The sequence below is a fragment of the Methanoculleus oceani genome (assembly GCF_023702065.1).
GTDB lineage: Archaea > Halobacteriota > Methanomicrobia > Methanomicrobiales > Methanoculleaceae > Methanoculleus > Methanoculleus oceani.
This window is the reverse complement of record NZ_QFDM01000002.1, coordinates 164426-182257: the sequence shown is the minus strand read 5'-3', so window position 1 is coordinate 182257 and position 17832 is coordinate 164426. Positions and strand designations below refer to the sequence as shown.

Sequence of the window (17832 nt, the reverse complement as noted above, 5' to 3'; positions counted from 1 at the left end):
CAGGTATCTAATTATCGGGCCGTGCGGAAATCTTCGCAACGGCGAATACCAGTACCAGCATAAGAAGCGTGCCGATCACGACCGCAAACACCTCTCCTGTCTTATCGAGGCCAGGGATGCTGTAATCGGGCATGAGCGCCTCGTATGAGAAGTCGTTCCCGGTCGCGGCGATCACCTGCTCCTCTGCGGTGCCTGCGGCATCTTCGTCGAGTTCGCTCCCCATGAACGGCTTTGCCTCGTAGATGCTGAAGAACGCGCTCTCGAGGCCGTCGGGGTCACCGGACGCAAGGAACGGCGCGGCAACGGCGATCACGAGGGCAATCACCACACCGATGATGACAAACTGTTTCGTCTCCATTACGCGCTCACCCCTCTCGGGTGTTCAAGGATGTCGGGCCGTGCCGAGGCTATCAGGTAGAGAGCGACCGCGGTGATGCCTCCCTCGATGAGACCGATGACCGCGTGGTAGGTCCCCATGAAGGTGAGTCCGAGACTGAGCGGGAACGTGCCGGCGATTGCGAGTTCGACCGCACAGAGGATTGCGGAGACAAAAAGCGACGCCCAGCCGGCGATGAACGCAGCGGCATATGCATTCCCTATCACGCCTTTGATGCCGGTATAGCCATAGTAACCGACGAACCCGCCGACGACGCCCATGTTGACGATGTTGGCGCCCATGACGGTGATGCCGCCGTCACCGAAGATGACGCCCTGCACGAGGAGCACCAGCGTCAGGACGAAGACCCCCGCATACGGCGACCCGAGGACGATTGCCGCGAGCGCCGCACCGACCATGTGGCCGCTCGTTCCCCAGGGAATGGGGATGTTCAACGCCTGGATGGCGAAGATGCCTGCCGCAAGCACGGCGACCAGCGGTATCTTCTCCTCTCCCATCGAGCGCCGCGCCCACCGGAGGGCAAGAGCGATGAAGACGAGGGCGATGACCCAGTAGACCAGGGCCTGTCCCATCGGTATAAATGCATCAGGTATATGCATGGCACACCTGACGAGTTGTATTACGTTTAGGTATAAATGTATTACTAAGCGCGAGAGTTGTATCAACCGGTAAGAACCTGACGTACTCCCGACGCGAAAAGTATGCCCATTGCCCTGACCAATGCGGGTTTCAGGGCGAGCCTTCGAAGCAGGGTGCCCGGCCGGTCCATGTCGCCGTGCTCCACGATCGTCTCGATGAGGTCCGGGTCATTTAAGGCCCGGCAGAGACGATCGATCTCCTCGGGCGTCATTCTCTGCCGCATCCTGAGTGCTTTCATTCCGATATCGAGTTCTTTCCCGAAGTCTTCCTTCCAGCGCCGTTCGTAATCCCGGAGGCTCCCGTCATCGAATGTCCTGCGCGCCACGCACGCCGCCGCGGTCGCGGCCGCATGTTTTGCGGACCGGATGCCGGTGTAGACTCCCCCCCCCGACGTGGGCTTGGCGAACCCTGCCGCGTCGCCGACGATGAGTGCCCGGCGGCCGTAGGTCTGCGGCATAACCCCGAGCGGGATGACCCCGCTTGCGAGGTGGAGCGAGTTCCCCCCGTAGCGGGAGATGAACCGGTCGAAGTGATCCTTTGCGTGCTCCCGGGCACAGAGGCCGACGCGGGCCCGGGTCCCCGAGACCGGGATCACCCACCCGAAGAAGTCGGGCGAGGCGTTGGGGTGCAGCTCCACGTAGCGCGGATTCATCTCGTAGGGAACCTCCGCCTGAACCCCGGCGAGGTAGAGCTCAGGCCGCTGCAGATCGAGCATGCGGGCGACGGAACTCCGCGGCCCGTCCGCAGCGATGATGAGGCGGAAGGGGATCTCCTCGCGCCCGCGGGCCCCCCGGGTCTGGAGAGAGGAGCCGCTGATGCCCGATACACTGGTCTTTAAGAGGAACTCCGCGCCAGCATCCGCCGCATTCTTTGCCATCTCCCGGTCGAAGAGGCCCCGGTCGACGACATAGGCCTTTGTGGCCCGGGCATCGAAGAGGAGTTCGCCACCAAGATCCGAGACCATGCGGGCGCCGCTCACCTCGTTCTGGACCGATCGCTCTGAGACGCCGCACTCGGCAAACGCGGACGCGGAGAGCAGTCCTGCGCACTGCACGGGGTAGCCGATCGTCCCGTGCTCCTCGATACAGAGCGTCGAAAGCCCCTTCTCCGCACACGCCCGCGCCGCGGCACTCCCGGCGGGGCCCGCGCCCACAACAACAACATCCCAGACCAGATTACCATGCCCCGCACACGTGCATTTCCGGTGCCGGTTGCCTGCCCCTGTGCTGCAGGCCGGCGACCGGGTTCCTGAGTAAAGTGGACGTTCGGTGATTTAAAAGGGAGCGGGTGGGGGATGGGGGGTCGAGTCGTGAGCGAGCATGTCCCTCTCGAAGATCTTTGGTCTTCTCATGCTCACTTCGCTTGCACTCTCAGACTGCCAGATGGTGGTTGAAATCCAGGTAGAACCCCCGGCATTCTTCGAGACCTCGCAAGCCCTGGCACGGATTTTGAGGGATATCGCCACGCACTGCCCCCGACCCTCGGGGCGGGGAACGACTGCCGGAACGGCAGGAGTTTAAGCACCGCAGGTGCGAGTTGCGATGGGCCATAGGGCCGGAGCATGAGCACCGAAGGTGCGGAGGAGGAGGCCGGAGGCCGGGTGGGGTGGGGGTTGCAATGAGGGGTTTTACAGGTGTCCCCTTGCGGGGAGGGGGGATGTTCCCCCCTCGCACCTAACGGTGCTCAAGCTCGCTGCGCTCGCACTCCCCGTCAGCCCCTCCCCCAGACGCGATATCCACTGGAAATCCGTGTAATGGTTCGTGAGGTTATGATGAGCGGCTGGTTGCCTCCCCGCTCTTGCGACCCCCCTCTCCACCCCTCCACGACGCCGGCCGCGTGCCGCCCCCCGTCCCCATAGCTGCGTATTTGACGGATCATCCCCCAACTAGTACGAAATGCCTGATCTACGGGAGTTCAAGTGGAAGCAATGCCTGGTCGTGCGCGCCGACGTCAAGATGAGTTGCGGCAAGAAGTGCGCACAGATCGCCCACGCCGCCATCGGGGCCTACGAGAAGGCCGACAAGCTTGCGAGGAAGGCCTGGCTTGACGAGGGACAGAAGAAGGTGGTGCTGAAGGCATCGACCGAGCGGCAGCTCTTTGAACTCAAGACGATTGCAGAGCGGGCGGGCATCCCCGCATCGATCATCCAGGACGCCGGGATGACCGAGATCCCGCCGGGGACCGTGACCGCGCTCGGTCTCGGGCCCGCCCGTGCCGAAGACCTCGACCGGATCACCGGCGACCTCTCCCTGCTATGATGCCCTCACCCTATCCCCTCGAAGAGGAACTGGGGATGCGCTACTACGCGTCCGACGCTCCCGGCATCGGCGGGCGGCTCCGCTCGAGCCCGGAAGACTTTGTCGTCGAAGAGCTGCCGCTCCCGATCAGCGATCCCGACGGCCCGTACCTGATCTGCCGGCTCACCAAGAAGAACTGGGAACTCCAGCGGGCGGTCAAGGAGATCGCAAAGCGGCTCGGCATCAGCCACCGGCGGATCGCCTGGGCGGGGACCAAGGACAAGAACGCGGTGACCACCCAGTTCATATCTCTCTATGACGTCTCGCCCGAAGCGGTCGGGCAGGTGCATCTTGCCGATATCACGCTCGAGGTCGTCGGACGGTCGCAGCACTCGCTCGTCCTCGGGGGCCTCGCAGGCAACCGGTTCGATATCACCATCCGGGACTGCATCGCAGAGGACCTCCCGGCGCGGGTGCAGGCGGCGACGGAGGTCGCGTCCGCCGGGGTACCGAACTACTACGGGCTGCAGCGGTTCGGCGTCGTCCGGCCGGTCACCCACGTCGTCGGCGAGAGCATCCTCAAAGGTGATTACGAAGGCGCCGTGGCCACGTATGTCGGCCGGTCATACCCCCGCGAATCGGAGGTTGCGCAACAGGCCCGGACTCACTTCGCAAAGACCCGGGACGCAAGGGCGGCCCTCGCCGCCCTCCCCGTCCAGATGACCTACGAGCGGGCGATGTTGAACCACCTCGTTGCGAACCCCGGCGACTATGCCGGTGCGCTTCAGGCGCTCCCGCCAAAGCTCCTCTCGCTTCTCGTGAGCGCGTTCCAGTCGTATCTCTTCAACAGCGCGCTCTCCTCCCGTATAGAAGCCGGCCTTTCGCTGACCGAACCGGAGGTCGGCGACCGGCTGCTCTTTGCAAACGGGCGCGAAGACATCGTCTCCGCGCGGAACCGGCAGGCGGCCCTGCTGCAGATCCGTCGCGGCCGGTGCCGGATCGCTCTCTTCATCCCGGGCTCGGAACCGATCGTGTCGCACGGGCCGATGGATGAGATCCTGCAGGACTTGATGCAAAAATCAGGGATCGATACCGGGAATTTCGAGCGCGTCTCCCGGTTCGTCTCGACAAAGTTCGCCGGGGCCCTCCGGCCGATCAGCCTCTCCACCGACGTGGAGGCGGATGTGGTCGATTTGAGCGTCAGGCTCAGGTTTACGCTCCCTCCCGGCCACTACGCGACGACGGTCTGCCGGGAATACATGAAGGCGGACCCCTATATGATGATCTAGCCCAAAAAATTAATTTCCGGGAGCGGGACTGTAGAGCACGTCCCACTCCGTGACCAGGTTGCTCCCGCACATGAAATGGCGTTTCAAGGAGAGCCGGAACATCTCTTCTTCTGTCTCGATATGCATGCCCCCGACGAGAGACGGGGTATCGGCACCGCCGACGATAAACGGCAGGTGGATCAGGCGTATCTCATCTACGAGGCGGTGGTTTAACATGGACCAGTTCAGCGTCGGTCCACCCTCGATCATCATCCGGCAGACGCCGTAATCTCTTTTGAGAACCCGCATCAGTTCCGGCAGGTCGACCTGGCTCGCTCCCGCGACAACGACATCGACGCCGCCTGCCCGGAGCCGCGCAACCTTCTCCGGCGGTGCAGCCTCGCTGACGGCGATGATCGTCCGGGCGTCCGATCCAAGGACGTTTGAATCCGGCGGGATATCCCCCCGGCTGTTCGGAATGACACGGATCGGGCTTTTCCCCTCTACCAGCCGGACCGTCAGGAAAGAATTGTCGATCCTGATGGTGTTTGCTCCGACCATGATGGCGTCGTATTCCGCCCGGGTCTGGTGAAGGAGGAGTTCGGTCTCGGGGGCCATATACTTCATGAGGATCTTGCTGGAGGCCCCGCGCTTCAGGGTAAGCTTCCCGTCGACGGTGATCTCTGACATCATGAGCACGTGCGGCCTGTCGTGATCTGGCATTGGTCTTCGTTCCCGGTGATCTATCTGGTGGGAGCGTTTATGAATCTGGTGATTCTGGAGCGTATGCACTCTTCCGGGTGAGGTGTTGCGGCCCCGTCCGCCAGAGCAAAGGTTAAACCCCTTCCGGGCTGATAAATTATGCGATGAATATAACCTCCCTGCGGCCGAAATTCATCAAATATACGGAGCCTATCGCGTCGTTTTTCATACGCCTGGGCGTTACGCCGAATCAGGTGTCGGTGCTCTCCGTGTTCTTCGGCTTTTCGTGCGCATTTGCCTTTTCCGGGCGCTACTTCCTCGCAGGCAGCCTGCTTCTGGTCGTCTCTGCGATCCTTGACCTGGTGGACGGCAATGTCGCCCGGAAGAACCATACAGAGAGCAAATTCGGGGCCGTCTTCGACTGGGTCGCCGACAAATATGTCGACGCGGCGATCATCCTCGGCGTTGGGTTCTCCGGCATCCCTATCGTCAGCCACCTCCTAGACGTCCCGCCGATCGCCGATTTCGGTGTCGTGGGGCTGGCGCTCGCAGGATCCCTGATCAACACCTTCATCAAGCCGGTCACGTATGCGGAGATCGGCTACAGTGAGCGGATCGCCGGAAAGATCGAGGACCCCCTCGAGGGAGTCGGCTTCTTCGGCAGGCCCGAGACGATCCTCGCGCTGGTGCTCGGCGGCGTGACCGGCTACCTCTGGGTTGCGGTGCTCCTCATCGCGGTCTGCACGAACCTCTCTGCGGTCCAGCGGATCTTCTACCTCTACCGGCAGTACTCCTGATGGGAGGGCCGTCCGCCTGCCCTTCCCTTTTCTTTTGGATCGCTCTCCGCGCGGCAGCACCCCTCCCCGGAAGAACAGCAGACCGGCAGGTACAGGGTGAACCGGGTAGAGACCTTCCCGTGCGCCCTGCGGCAGGCATCTCATCGGCCCGCTCCGGGCAGGAACCGCGAAACCCGATCGGGGTTCAGGGCTCGGGTCCCCCGGCGTTCGGCCGGACGATCTGCTCAACCTCACCGCGATAGAGCCGGTAAAGACTGTCGGCGAGGGTGCCGAGCCCGGGGATGATCATGAAGAGGGCATAGGCGAGGACCACGAGAAATACCAGTGCCCCGAGTTCTGCCATGACGTTGTGCGCCCAGAAGAAACTCTCGTAACCGAGTTCGCCGTTGCCGGCGATCTCGGGGAGGTAGGGGAACCACTGCTCGGTGTAGGCCGTGATCACGAAGACGTTTCGGACGATATTCAGGATATAGATCGTCGGGAAGACGAGGAGGAAGCCGGCGATCTTCTGCCTCGCCGTCGACTGCACGCCCCAGGCTACCCCGAGCATGATCGCGATGCTCTGGATTCCGGTGCAGGCAAGGATGATCTCGGTCTGGAACCCGTTGCGCTCCATCAGGTTCCAGGCCTGGAAGGTCACGGGGTAGCCGACCGCCGCGAGCGCCGCGGATGTCTGGTCGGCGACGACTGCAATCAGCCAGTTCCCGAGTGCCGGTATGTAGCCGAAAGGGGCATAGATCAGGAACGCCACGGCCGCTATCGTCGAGATCTGCATCACCCGGGGATCGTCGCGGAGCAGGTATTTTGCAGTGATATAGAGGAAGGGTACCGAGAGGAGGGCTATCGCCGGGTACATGAAGTTGTTGAGGGAGAAGTAGTAGGGGAGCTCGAGGAAGAGGTATCCGACGATGCTTGCCCACCCGCCGAGGGCAAAGTACTTCCGGAACCTGCTCGGGATAAGGAAGGCGAGAAAGCAGATGCAGGAGATCAGCACCAGGTAATCCTTCATCCTTTACCCTTCGGCGTATCCGGCAATAAATCATTTGTGCGCCCGTTCCGCCCGGGTCACCGGCCGTGCGGACCCGGCACCCCGTGCGACCAAGGGTTAATTTCGATCGGCACCACATTTATTACAATGATGTTCTGTCCGCAGTGCAAAGGCCTGATGATATCGTCCGGTGGTCAGCTGAAATGCAAAAAATGTGGCTATATCCGGGAGATCGATGACTCGGACCGGTTAAAGAAGACAGACAAACGCGTGGAGAAAGAGATCACCATCGTCGACGAAGAGGACAAGATAGCGACCCTTCCGACCGCGACCATGAAGTGCCCGGAGTGCGACTGCACGACGGCATACTGGTGGCTGCGGCAGCTGCGTGCGGCAGATGAGAGCGAAGTCAGGTTCTTCCGGTGCACCGCCTGCGGCAAAACCTGGCGCGAGTACGATTAGGCTGGAGCCATTTTATTGATTTGTTGCCCCTCCCGGGGTTTTTTCTTTCTGTTGGATTTTGTGAGGTTATTTTTCACCCCGTGGGGGCCTGTTTCCAATCTGTCGCGCCCACGCTAAGCGCACCCTGAATTACTTTTATCTGCCTTTTTTGTCCCGGACGGAAGTCTATGTATACTATCGATCCCGGGCGAAGGCCGAATTTCCCCATTGCGCAACGATCCGCCCCGGGCAGAACCCCGGAGCCATCCCGGCGCCCGCCCGAAAATCGTTCTCTGTGGCCTGTAATTTGCCAAAAACCTCTCAAGAGTTGCACAATTCTGCTCAGCCGGACCCCCTCCCGGTGCGGCTCCGGCAACCAGTTCCCGACGATCCTTTCCCGGCGCATCCGGACCCTGAACCAGAATGTTGATATAAAATACATTATTAATAATGTATAATAAGGGGCAATCGCATGGCTGAAGATTTTAACGTCAAACTCGAGGAGGCGAAGTACTATACCCCCGAGGCCAGCTTTAAAGAGCACTCATGGATCGGCGACTACAACCGGGCCTACCGGGAGTTCCTGGCGGACCCTGACGGGTTCTGGGGCAGCGTTGCCGGGGAGCTTGAGTGGTACCAGCCCTGGGACAGGGTGAAGGAGTGGGAGTTCCCGTACGCTAAGTGGTTCGTCAACGCCAAACTCAACATCACCCACAACTGCCTGGACCGCCACGTCCACAACCAGCGGCGGAACAAGGTCGCGATCATGTGGCGGGGAGAGACCGAGGAGGAGGAGCGGATCTTCACCTACCGCCAGCTCTTCCAGGCGGTCTGCCGGTTCGCAAACGGCTTGAAACGCCTCGGCGTCGGGAAGGGGGACCGGGTCTGCATCTACATGCCGGTTGTGCCCGAGCAGATCATCGCGATGCTCGCCTGCGCCCGTATCGGGGCGATCCACTCGGTCGTCTTCGGCGGGTTCGGCGTCAGCGCGCTCAACCAGCGTATCACGGGCATCGAAGCGAAGGTGGTCGTCACCGCCGACGTCACCTACCGGCGCGGCAAGGCAATCCCGCTCAAGAACATCGTTGAGGAGGCGGTCGTCAACGCCCCGAGCGTCGAGCGGATCGTTATTCTCCGGCGCGATGCCGACAAGCCCGTGGAACTCCACCCCGAGATGGAGGTGGACTACTACGACCTGATGAAGGGCGTGGAGCGGGAGTGCCCGGCTGAGGCGATGGACGCCGAGGATCCGCTCTTCATCCTGTATACGAGCGGCACCACCGGGTCCCCGAAGGGTATCGTGCATGCCTGCGGCGGCTACATGGTCGGGACCTACTATACGACGAAGCACGTCTTCGATATCAAGGACAATGACATCTACTGGTGCACCGCCGACCCCGGGTGGATCACCGGCCACAGCTACGGTGTCTACGGCCCGCTCCTGAACGGCGCCACCTGCCTCATCGCGGAGGCCACGCCCGACTACCCGGACCCGGGCACTTACTGGAATCTCATCGAGGAGTACGGCGTCACCGTCTTCTACACCGCCCCGACCGCCATCCGGATGTTCATGCGGGTGGGTGAAGAGTGGCCGAACCGCTACAACCTCTCGTCGCTCCGTATCCTCGGGTCGGTCGGCGAACCGCTCAACCCTGAGGCGTTCGAGTGGTTCTATCGGATCATCGGAGAAGACCGGTGCCCGATCGTGGACACCTGGTGGCAGACCGAGACCGGGATGCACATGGTGACCACGATGATCGGCGAACCCATGCGCCCCGGGTTTGCCGGAAAACCGATCCCGGGCGTCGTCGCGGACGTCGTCGACATGGCAGGCAACCCGGTCGCCCCGGGCACCGGCGGCCTCCTGGTCATCAGGGAGCCCTGGCCGTCGATGATGCGGACGATATGGAATGACGACGATCGCTACCGCAAGTACTGGCACACCGTTCCGGGATGCTACACGGCGGCCGACCTTGCGGTGAAGGGCGAGGACGGCTACATCATGGTCATCGGGCGGTCCGACGACCTGATCGTCGTCGCCGGGCACAACATCGGGACCGCGGAGGTCGAGAGCGCACTCGTCTCCCACGATGCGGTGGCGGAGGCTGCCGTCATCGGAAAACCCGACGCCCTGAAGGGGAACTCGATCAAGGCCTTCGTCATTCTCAAGAACGGCCGCGAGCCGGGTGAGAAACTCAGAAACGACCTCGTCTACCACGTCCGGATGACGCTCGGCCCCATCGCCATACCGTCCGAGATTGAATTCGTTGAGTCGCTCCCCAAAACCCGCAGCGGCAAGATCATGAGACGGGTCTTAAAAGCGCAGGAACTGGGTATGGACCCCGGGGACATCTCGACCCTGGAAGAATAGACAACCAACCTTTATATACTCTTTTTATATATGTTATAAATATGAATGATCACAAACCCGAGGAGTCCCTCAAGATAGAAAACATCGTTGCTTCAGCGAAAGTGACCGATTCTCTTGATCTTCACTCCCTTGCCTCCCAGCTGAAGGACGCGGAATACAATAAAAAACGGTTTCCCGGCGTCGTTCTCCGGATGCAGGATCCGAAGATCGCTGCGCTCGTCTTCGGTTCCGGCAAGGTCGTCCTGACCGGTGCAAAGAGCATCGACAGCCTCTCACGCGGTCTGCAGATCCTTGGCGACCAGTTGCGGGCACTCAACATCGATATCCCCGAAAACCTGACCTACAAGATCCAGAATATCGTCACGTCCGCAGACCTCGGGACGCCGATCAACTTAAATAAGATTGCCGTGGGCTTCAACCTGGACAAGATCGAGTACGAGCCCGAACAGTTTCCCGGGCTGGTCTACCGGCTCGACGATCCGAAGGTGGTCGTCCTCCTCTTCGGGTCCGGCAAACTGATCATCACGGGCGGCAAGCAGCCCGAGGATGCCAGGCGGGCGGTACAGCGTATCCTATCCGAACTCTCCAATCTCGGTCTCATCTGAACTCAGTTAATATCCCCTTCTTTTTTTGGAATTCGTAAGGGCCGTAGGGCCGTCGATCCCGTAAGGGCCGTAGGGCCGTCGATCCCGTAAGGGCCGTAGGGCCGTCGATCCCGTAAGGGCCGTAGGGCCGTCGATCCCGTAAGGGCCGCCAGGAACCCTATCCGGACACGCATGGTTCCCCGGCGGGATGCCGTGACCGCCATCTTCCGGTCTCGCGACCACACCGTGGACGGGAACGGGGCCGCACCACCCGGACTGCCGCCCTTCCCCCGGAGAGCACTCCTCACTGCCGGGGGAATCGCCGTCCGGTGAAAAAAAGTTCGATCTTATCAGTTCGATGCTTCATCCATTCTCTAAAAACTATCACAATCGCCGGATCTCCCATTGAAATAATAATATTTTTATAGTCAGATTTAAAACAATAGATACTATCTGTTGGTGGATGGATGAGGTCAGACAAGGTACGGTATTTTACGCCACGCGATGAAGAACTCGCCGAGCTCCTCATAGGTATCGGGATCAAGAGAAACGTCTCCAAAGTGCTCGTATATCTTGCGAACGCCGAGGAAGCAACATCCCGGGACATCGAGCGGGGCACCGATCTCCGCCAGCCTGAAGTCAGCATCGCCATGCGCTACCTCAAGGAATGTGACTGGATCGACACCCGCGAGAGCAAATCGGAGAGCAAAGGGAGGCCGGTGAAGATCTATACGCTTTCCCGTTCGATAACCGAGATCATGGATACGATCGAGAAGGAAAAGAAGAGAGAAGCCCGGCACCAGCTGGACCTTATCCAGAAGATGCGGGAATGCATATCATTGCAGTGATACGACGCGGCAACCCTTCCCCTCACCGACAATAACCGTTATCTTTTCTCCGTAAGTGCAAAACAGGCCGCACTCCAGCGCACCGGGTATCGAGGCTATCTCCGCTTCCAGGCGTCCGGGGTCGGCGATCGCCTTAAAGTCGCAGTCGAGGATGAAGTTGCCGTTATCGGTGACGACCGGACCGTCTTTCTTCACCCCTTCCCGGACGACCGGGACGGCACCGAGAAGAGTGAGGCGCCGGAAGACTCCTGCAGAGGCAAACGGGAGCACCTCGACCGGTACGGGAGCATCCAGGGTATCGACCATCTTCGTCGGGTCGACGACGATGAGCACTTTTTTAGCCGCGTCGCAGACGCACTTCTCACGGAGGAGCGCCGCTCCGCGCCCCTTGATCAGGCGGAGAGCAGGGTCGACCTGGTCGGCCCCGTCGATGGCGATATCGAGCTCGGGATGCTCGTCGAGGCTCGTGAGCGGGATGCCGTACTGGCGTGCCCTGATGGCCGCCTGATAGGATGTCGGGACGCCGGCGATGGAAAGGCCGTCCGTAGCGATCCGCTCGCCCAGTCGTTCCATCGCAAAGAAGACGGTCGATCCGGTGCCGAGGCCGACGACCATCCCGTCTTCGACCATACCGGCCGCCAGGTAACCTGCGTTTTGCTTCGACGCTGCCTGCTCTGCTGCATTCATGACGTATTCTTCTCCTTCCATTCAGATATTCATGCCGTCAAAGATGCCCCTGAGTTCATCAGTGGCACGAAACGCAGTGCAGTCGAGCGTGATGGGCGTGATGGAGATGTTGCCCTTCTGCACCGCATGCACGTCGGTTCCCTCCTCCGCATCCTCGTGCAGGGGCCCGTCGATCCAGTAGTAGGGGCGCCCGCGAGGGTCGAGGCGTTCCTCGACGCCGGTATAGAAGAGTTTCTCGGCAAGGCGGGTGATCTCGTATCCGCCGCGCACCGGCGTGGGAATATTCACGTTGACGACGTGAGCGTTTCCGGGAAACCCGTTTGCAAGAATCCTCTCGCAGACCTCGCGGACCACCCGCTTCGCATCGAAGAACCGGTCCGTGATCCTTGAGGGGTCGTCGAACTTGTCGCCCTGGTCCTCCACCTGCAGAGAGAAGGCGAGGGACGGCACTCCCTGGTTGGACGCTTCGAGCGCGGCCCCGACGGTGCCCGAGGTCATGATGGACTCATAGGAGAGGTTCTCACCGATGTTGATCCCGCTGACCACGAGGTCCGGGTTCAGGCGCAGCGCGAACAGCCCGATGATCACGGAATCGGTCGGTTTCCCGCCGACCGAGTATGCCGGCACCCCGTTCATCGTTACCCGGTTCGCACGAATAGGTTCGAAGATGGAGATCGACCGCCCTACGGCGCTCTGCTGGGTGGCCGGCGCGACCACGGTGACGTCCGCGATCGGCGCGAGCGCCTCATAGGCCGCCCAGAGTCCCGTGGACGTGATCCCATCATCGTTGGTGAGCAGTATCTTCGGCTTCATCCTTGTCTATAGGGATGGTTCCCGCGCATCAAATACTTGCCCGATCGTCAGGGTCAAGTCGTTTGTAGCCAACCTCTATTACGATGAAGGCAATTCTCGCCGAATACTCCGTATGCAACGACCCCGAGCTTGCGCCCGAGGGTGCCGCCATGCTCGCCGCGATAAGCGAGAGTTTCGAGAGGTGCGGCTACGACGTAGTGACCCCGGAGGGGGCCGACTTCGAGGGCGAGATCCGGAGGCTCGCGCCGGGGTGCGATGTGGGACTGGTCATCGCACCCGACCACCTCCTCTTCCGGTACACGCAGATCCTCGAAGGGCTCACCCACAACGTCGGGTGCGGGAGCATGAATGCGGCCGTCTGCGCCAACAAACAGCGGACTGCAGCGATCCTCTCCCGGAACGGGATAGAGGTTCCCCCCGATGCCGGCGAGGGGAAGAGGGTCGTCAAACCGATCATGGGCTGCGGCGCCCAGGGAGTCAGGCTGACGGACGAGGAGCCGGGCCCCGGCGAGTTCGCACAGGCGTACGTCGAGGGGGAGGCACTGAGCGTGAGCCTCGTGGGGAGCCGGGTGACCGGCAACGTCTGCGAGTACTACACGGGCACCCCTCCGCTCCTGCTCGCCGTCAACCGGCAGGAGGTCACCATAGCAGACGACGGGAGGTTCCGGTACCTCGGGGGCGAGACGCCCGTCCACCCCGATCGCGAGGAAGAGATCGTCGCCACTGCCGTCCGGGCGATGAACGTCCTCGGGTGCCAGGGGTACGCCGGGATCGACATCATCGCCGGCGACCGCATCTACGTGGTGGACGTCAACCCGAGACCCACGACCAGCCTGGTCGGCATCGCGGCGGTCATGGGGGAGGAGATCGCCGACATCCTTGTTAAAGCGTCGCACGGCGAAGCGCCGGCAGAGGTGCACCTCTCCGGGAAGGTACGGTTCGATAAGGACGGGAGGATCAGCCGGGTATGATCGGCATCGATATCGGCGGTGCGAATCTCAAGGTCGTCGACGACGCCGGCGTGCATATTCATTACTGTCCGCTCTGGCAGGGCGCGCCGCTCGCCGAGCTCCTCGAACAGTATGCGGGTCCTGCTGCCGTGGTGATGAGCGGAGAGCTCGCGGACTGCTTTGCGAGCAAGATCGAAGGTATCCGGTGGATTGTCGGGGCCGTACAGGGGGTCATCCCCGGCGCCGCCTTCTACGGCACCGACGCGGCGTTCCACACCCGGCCGGTCCCGGCACTTGCCGCCGCAAACTGGCTGGCATCGGCCGACTACCTCCGGGAGGAGTACGCCGACGCGGTGCTCCTCGACGTGGGGAGCACCACCGCCGACATCATCCCTTTAAACTGCTTCGAGAACCTCAAAGGACTGACCGACACCCGGCGGCTGCAGAAACAGTACCTCGTCTACACCGGGATGCTCAGGACGAACGTTGCAACGCTCCTGTCGTCGGTGACGCTGGACGGAACGGTAACCCCGGTGAGCACCGAGTACTTCGCCGCAAGCGCCGACGCGCACCTCGTGCTCGGCCACATCGCTCCGGAAGACTACACCTCCCCCGCACCGGATAACGGCGAGAAGACCGCGGAAGCGGCGCTCCGGAGACTCGCCCGGGTTGTCTGCGCCGATCTCGAGGAGATCGGGAGGGAAGGGGCCCTGGAGATCGCCCGGCAGTTCTGGGAGACCCAGCGAACGCTGATCGCCCGCGCAGTGGAGCGCGCACTCATCCAGAGCGGTGCCGGACGGGTGATCACGGCCGGGATAGGATCGGACCTCTTTTCCCGTGAACTGGGCGGCGTCACGCTTGAGGGGGAGATCGGGGAGGTCTCTGATGCACTGCCGGCATACGCGGTCAGGGAGGTGGCGCTACGGCGAGCCGACGGAAACTGACTCTTCTTTTGCTTGCGGTATCGGTTGCCGTCACGGCCCTATCGCTGGCGCTCGGCTTTCCGTTCTTCTTTCTCTTCCTGTTCATTCCGCTGATCCCGCTCTTCGGGCGCTCCCCCGTCGTGAGGCGCTGCCCGGCCTGCGGATGGGAAACCGCAGGCGGCGAGCGCTTCTGCCCCCGCGATGGGACGGCGCTCACGCCCGAGGGTGAAGGTGGCGAGGTTCAGCAGAGAGAGCGGTAGAAGGAAGCCGAAGAGTTCGGTTGCCGGAATCGTGCCGAAGTCGCGAGAGGCGTAATTCCGGATCGTTCCCCGATCGACGACGATCCCCATCGCCCGGAGGTGTTGTGCCACCTGGTTGAAGGGCATCTGCTGCGCGAGAAGGAGACAGAGGTCGACGACGGGCGATGCGAGGCGGGTGTCGGGATAGAACGGTGCGTCTGCGTAGCAGAGGGTGCCGCACCGCTGGCAGTAAAAACGCTTCACGTAGACCCGGATCAGGCGTTCCTCTCCTTTCTGGAGCATGACGGCAAACCGTTTCGCCCGCAGGTCGTGCCCGGTCACCGGACCGCCGCACGACGGGCAGGCATCGAGATCGGTGAACTTTACGCCGTCCATCGACGCCAGGGCGTTCGCCACCAGGTCGACGAGCATCGGCGGAACAATGAGTGTCTTCTTCATGATGGCGCCTCTCTCCCTGTGCAACTGTGCGAAATGTGTAGGTTTCCACCAATAATAACATCTCCCCTCAAATGGGAATGGGCGGCCCAGAGGTCATTTCAACCCACAGGAGGGGTGCCCCGGAGAGCACCCGCTTTTTTGCCTGCCCTGCCGTTCTCACGCCGGTCCCGGGCGATCACCCTTCCTGCGAACGGCTCACCAGGACGCCGCCCGGGCATTGGTTTAACACTTGTGTCTGGCCTCGATCGGCATCGATGTCTGTGTTCAGATGATTCCCACTCACGTAAAAACCCAAACAAAGGACGCGGATTGTTATTCGCCAGCCAGTGCTGCCGGCGACAGAGTGGACAGATCCCGTTAACTAATATAATTTAAGTAGCTTAACATCAGATATTCGGTTCGCCATAGAGGTGATAAAAATATGACGTTGGAGTACGTAGCTACAACATGTCCCTACTGCGGAACAGGCTGCAGTTTCAACCTCGTCGTGAAGGACGGCAAGGTAGTTGGAACCGCACCCTACCGCCGTTCGCCCGTGAACGAGGGGAAGGTCTGCCCCAAGGGAACCTATGCTCATGAGTTCGTGAACAGCCCGGACCGCCTGACCAAGCCGCTCATCAAGAAAGACGGCAAATTCGTCGAGGCGACCTGGGACGAAGCCTACAACCTGATCGCACAGAAGTTCAAGTCGTACAAGCCCGACGAGTTCGCGGCGCTTTCATCCGCCCGGGTCTCGAACGAAGAGAACTACCTGCTGATGAAGTTCGCCCGCGGCGTCATGAAGTCCCGGCACATCGACCACTGCGCCCGGCTCTGCCACGCATCCACCGTCGCCGGCCTTGCCGCCGCCTTCGGCTCCGGTGCGATGACCAACTCCATCCTCGACATCGCCGACTCGAAGTGCGTCTTCGTCCTCGGGTCCAACACCTTCGAGCAGCACCCGCTCATCGGCCGCAAGATCGTCCAGGCGAAGCAGAAGGGCGCGAAGGTCATCTACGCCGACCCGCGCTACACCGCGACCGCCCGGCAGGCCGACCTTTACATGCCGTTTGTGTCCGGCAGTGATGTCGCCATCCTCAACTGCATGATGCAGCAGATCATCAAGAACGGCTGGGAGGACAAGGAGTTCGTCGCGAACCGCACGAAGGACTACGAGAAACTCAAGGAGGTCGTCATGAAGGACGCCTACAGCCTTGAGAACGTCTCGAAGATCTCCGGCATCCCCGTCGAGAGCCTCAAGACCGCTGCAGAGTGGTTCGGCACGACAAAGCCCGGCGCGATCCTCTACTCGATGGGCATCACCCAGCACACCGTCGGCGTCGACAACGTCAAGTCGGTCGCGAACATCCAGATGCTCACCGGCAACCTGGGCAAGCCCGGCGCCGGCGTGAACGCGCTCCGTGGCCAGAACAACGTGCAGGGCGCCTGCGACATGGGAGCGCTCCCGGTCGTCTTCACCGGCTACCAGAAGGTCATCGACGAGGCCGCCCACAAGAAGTTCGCCGACGCCTGGGGCTTCCCCGACGGCATCTGCGAGCCCAAGAACGGCTACGAGGTCACCGTCATGATGGATGTCCTGACCGACAAGCCCGGCGAACTCAAGTGCATGTACATCATGGGCGAGAACCCGATGCTCTCCGACCCCGACCTGACCCACGTCAAGCACGCCATCGAGAACCTCGAGTTCCTGGTCGTCCAGGATATCTTCCTGACCGAGACCGCTGAGATGGCCGATGTTGTCCTCCCCGCCGCCTGCTACGCGGAGCGGAACGGCACCCAGACCTCTACCGAGCGCCGTGTCCAGATGTGGCGCAAGGCCCAGGACCCGCCCGGAGAGGCGAAGGAAGACTGGCAGATCATCAGCGAACTCGCCGCAAAGATGGGCTACGCGAAGCAGTTCCCCTACCAGAGCGCCGAGGAGATCTTCAACGAGGTCGCCGCAGTCACCCCGTCCTACCACGGCATGAACTACGAGCGGCTCAGCAAGCCCGAAGCGCTCCACTGGCCCTGCCCGTCCGCAGACCACCCGGGAACCCCGATCCTGCACACGGCGAAGTTCGCCCACCCCGACGGTCTGGGCGTCTTCACCCCGATCGAGTGGAAACCGCCGGCGGAAGTCCCCGACGCGGAGTATCCGTTCGTGCTCACGACCGGCCGTGTCCTCTGGCACTGGCACACCGGCACCATGACCCGTCGCTCCGCGACCCTCGATGCCGAGGTTCCGACCGGCTGGATCGAGATCAACCCCGAGGATGCGAAGGCGCTCGGCATCAAGGACAAGGAGAAGGTTCGTGCGATCACCCGCCGCGGGTCCGTCGACGTCCCCGCGAGAGTGACCAAAGACATCATGAAGGGCATCATGTTCATGCCGTTCCACTTCAAGGAATGCGCGGCAAACGTCCTGACGAACAATGCCCTCGACCCGATCGCGAAGATCCCTGAGTTCAAGGCCTGTGCTGTGAAGGTCGAGAAGATTACGGAGGCCTGAA

At 61.7% G+C, this 17832-nt stretch carries 19 protein-coding genes; 11 read left to right on the top strand and 8 right to left on the bottom strand.

What is annotated here, in order from left to right; all coding sequences use genetic code 11:
• Window positions 1-7: 7 nt before the first annotated feature.
• From DIC75_RS05995 to DIC75_RS05985, 3 genes are all read right to left on the bottom strand, one after another.
• Window positions 8-358, bottom strand: a complete 351-nt coding sequence (locus DIC75_RS05995) for a PDGLE domain-containing protein (protein ID WP_250987127.1) — start codon at window positions 356-358, stop codon at window positions 8-10.
• The gene (cbiM, locus tag DIC75_RS05990) at window positions 358-996 is read right to left on the bottom strand and encodes a cobalt transporter CbiM (RefSeq protein WP_250987126.1); all 639 of its coding nucleotides are present in this window, start codon (window positions 994-996) and stop codon (window positions 358-360) included. Before cbiM ends, DIC75_RS05995 begins: the two co-directional genes overlap by 1 nt.
• A 62-nt stretch (window positions 997-1058) precedes the next feature.
• A complete protein-coding gene (locus tag DIC75_RS05985) occupies window positions 1059-2210 on the bottom strand; it encodes a geranylgeranyl reductase family protein (RefSeq protein ID WP_284738439.1) in 1152 nt (383 codons plus the stop codon).
• Between the two features lie 721 nt (window positions 2211-2931).
• Between DIC75_RS05985 and pth2 the strand changes: the two genes are divergently transcribed.
• Together pth2 and truD are read left to right on the top strand one after the other, a co-directional pair.
• On the top strand, window positions 2932-3294 hold the full coding sequence (pth2, locus tag DIC75_RS05980) for a peptidyl-tRNA hydrolase Pth2 (RefSeq protein ID WP_250987124.1): 363 nt from the start codon (window positions 2932-2934) through the stop codon (window positions 3292-3294).
• Window positions 3291-4562, top strand: coding sequence for a tRNA pseudouridine(13) synthase TruD (gene truD, locus DIC75_RS05975; protein WP_250987123.1), 1272 nt, complete (start codon window positions 3291-3293; stop codon window positions 4560-4562). Before pth2 ends, truD begins: the two co-directional genes overlap by 4 nt.
• A gap of 9 nt (window positions 4563-4571) precedes the next feature.
• On the opposite strand, the gene DIC75_RS05970 is transcribed toward truD, so the two are convergent.
• On the bottom strand, window positions 4572-5264 hold the full coding sequence (locus DIC75_RS05970; protein ID WP_250987122.1) for a RibD family protein: 693 nt from the start codon (window positions 5262-5264) through the stop codon (window positions 4572-4574).
• A gap of 143 nt (window positions 5265-5407) precedes the next feature.
• On the opposite strand from DIC75_RS05970, the gene DIC75_RS05965 reads away from it, so the two are divergent.
• Window positions 5408-6040 (top strand): CDP-alcohol phosphatidyltransferase family protein, encoded by a 633-nt coding sequence (locus DIC75_RS05965; protein ID WP_250987121.1) that lies wholly within the window; start codon window positions 5408-5410, stop codon window positions 6038-6040.
• Between the two features lie 184 nt (window positions 6041-6224).
• On the opposite strand, the gene artA is transcribed toward DIC75_RS05965, so the two are convergent.
• Window positions 6225-7049 carry an archaeosortase A gene (artA, locus tag DIC75_RS05960; RefSeq protein WP_250987120.1) on the bottom strand — a complete coding sequence of 275 codons (825 nt, stop codon included), beginning with the start codon at window positions 7047-7049 and terminating at the stop codon, window positions 6225-6227.
• Window positions 7050-7175: 126 nt separating this feature from the next.
• On the opposite strand from artA, the gene DIC75_RS05955 reads away from it, so the two are divergent.
• The 5 genes from DIC75_RS05955 (at window position 7176) to mreA (ending at window position 11272) form a co-directional block, all read left to right on the top strand.
• Window positions 7176-7490, top strand: a complete 315-nt coding sequence (locus tag DIC75_RS05955; RefSeq protein ID WP_250987119.1) for a transcription factor S — start codon at window positions 7176-7178, stop codon at window positions 7488-7490.
• A gap of 451 nt (window positions 7491-7941) precedes the next feature.
• A complete protein-coding gene (gene acs, locus DIC75_RS05950) occupies window positions 7942-9840 on the top strand; it encodes an acetate--CoA ligase (RefSeq protein WP_250987118.1) in 1899 nt (632 codons plus the stop codon).
• Between the two features lie 41 nt (window positions 9841-9881).
• A complete protein-coding gene (locus tag DIC75_RS05945) occupies window positions 9882-10445 on the top strand; it encodes a TATA-box-binding protein (protein ID WP_250987117.1) in 564 nt (187 codons plus the stop codon).
• A gap of 171 nt (window positions 10446-10616) precedes the next feature.
• A complete protein-coding gene (locus tag DIC75_RS05940; protein ID WP_250987116.1) occupies window positions 10617-10757 on the top strand; it encodes a hypothetical protein in 141 nt (46 codons plus the stop codon).
• Between the two features lie 134 nt (window positions 10758-10891).
• Window positions 10892-11272, top strand: coding sequence for an MreA family transcriptional regulator (mreA, locus tag DIC75_RS05935; protein ID WP_250987115.1), 381 nt, complete (start codon window positions 10892-10894; stop codon window positions 11270-11272).
• Here the strand turns inward: mreA and rpiA are convergent.
• A complete protein-coding gene (rpiA, locus tag DIC75_RS05930; protein WP_250987114.1) occupies window positions 11261-11980 on the bottom strand; it encodes a ribose-5-phosphate isomerase RpiA in 720 nt (239 codons plus the stop codon). The two genes, mreA and rpiA, sit on opposite strands and share 12 nt — an antisense overlap.
• Window positions 11981-12772 carry a 5'/3'-nucleotidase SurE gene (gene surE, locus DIC75_RS05925; protein WP_250987113.1) on the bottom strand — a complete coding sequence of 264 codons (792 nt, stop codon included), beginning with the start codon at window positions 12770-12772 and terminating at the stop codon, window positions 11981-11983.
• Window positions 12773-12855: 83 nt separating this feature from the next.
• Between surE and DIC75_RS05920 the strand changes: the two genes are divergently transcribed.
• Both DIC75_RS05920 and DIC75_RS05915 read left to right on the top strand, forming a co-directional pair.
• Window positions 12856-13743, top strand: a complete 888-nt coding sequence (locus DIC75_RS05920) for an ATP-grasp domain-containing protein (protein ID WP_250987112.1) — start codon at window positions 12856-12858, stop codon at window positions 13741-13743.
• On the top strand, window positions 13740-14666 hold the full coding sequence (locus DIC75_RS05915; RefSeq protein ID WP_250987111.1) for a hydantoinase/oxoprolinase family protein: 927 nt from the start codon (window positions 13740-13742) through the stop codon (window positions 14664-14666). Before DIC75_RS05920 ends, DIC75_RS05915 begins: the two co-directional genes overlap by 4 nt.
• 38 nt (window positions 14667-14704) lie before the next feature.
• On the opposite strand, the gene DIC75_RS05910 is transcribed toward DIC75_RS05915, so the two are convergent.
• Window positions 14705-15343: a hypothetical protein gene (locus DIC75_RS05910; protein WP_250987110.1), complete on the bottom strand. Its 639-nt coding sequence runs from the start codon at window positions 15341-15343 to the stop codon at window positions 14705-14707.
• A gap of 421 nt (window positions 15344-15764) precedes the next feature.
• On the opposite strand from DIC75_RS05910, the gene fdhF reads away from it, so the two are divergent.
• Complete coding sequence (gene fdhF / locus DIC75_RS05905; protein WP_250987109.1) at window positions 15765-17831, top strand: formate dehydrogenase subunit alpha; 2067 nt, start codon at window positions 15765-15767, stop codon at window positions 17829-17831.
• Window position 17832: the final 1 nt, after the last annotated feature.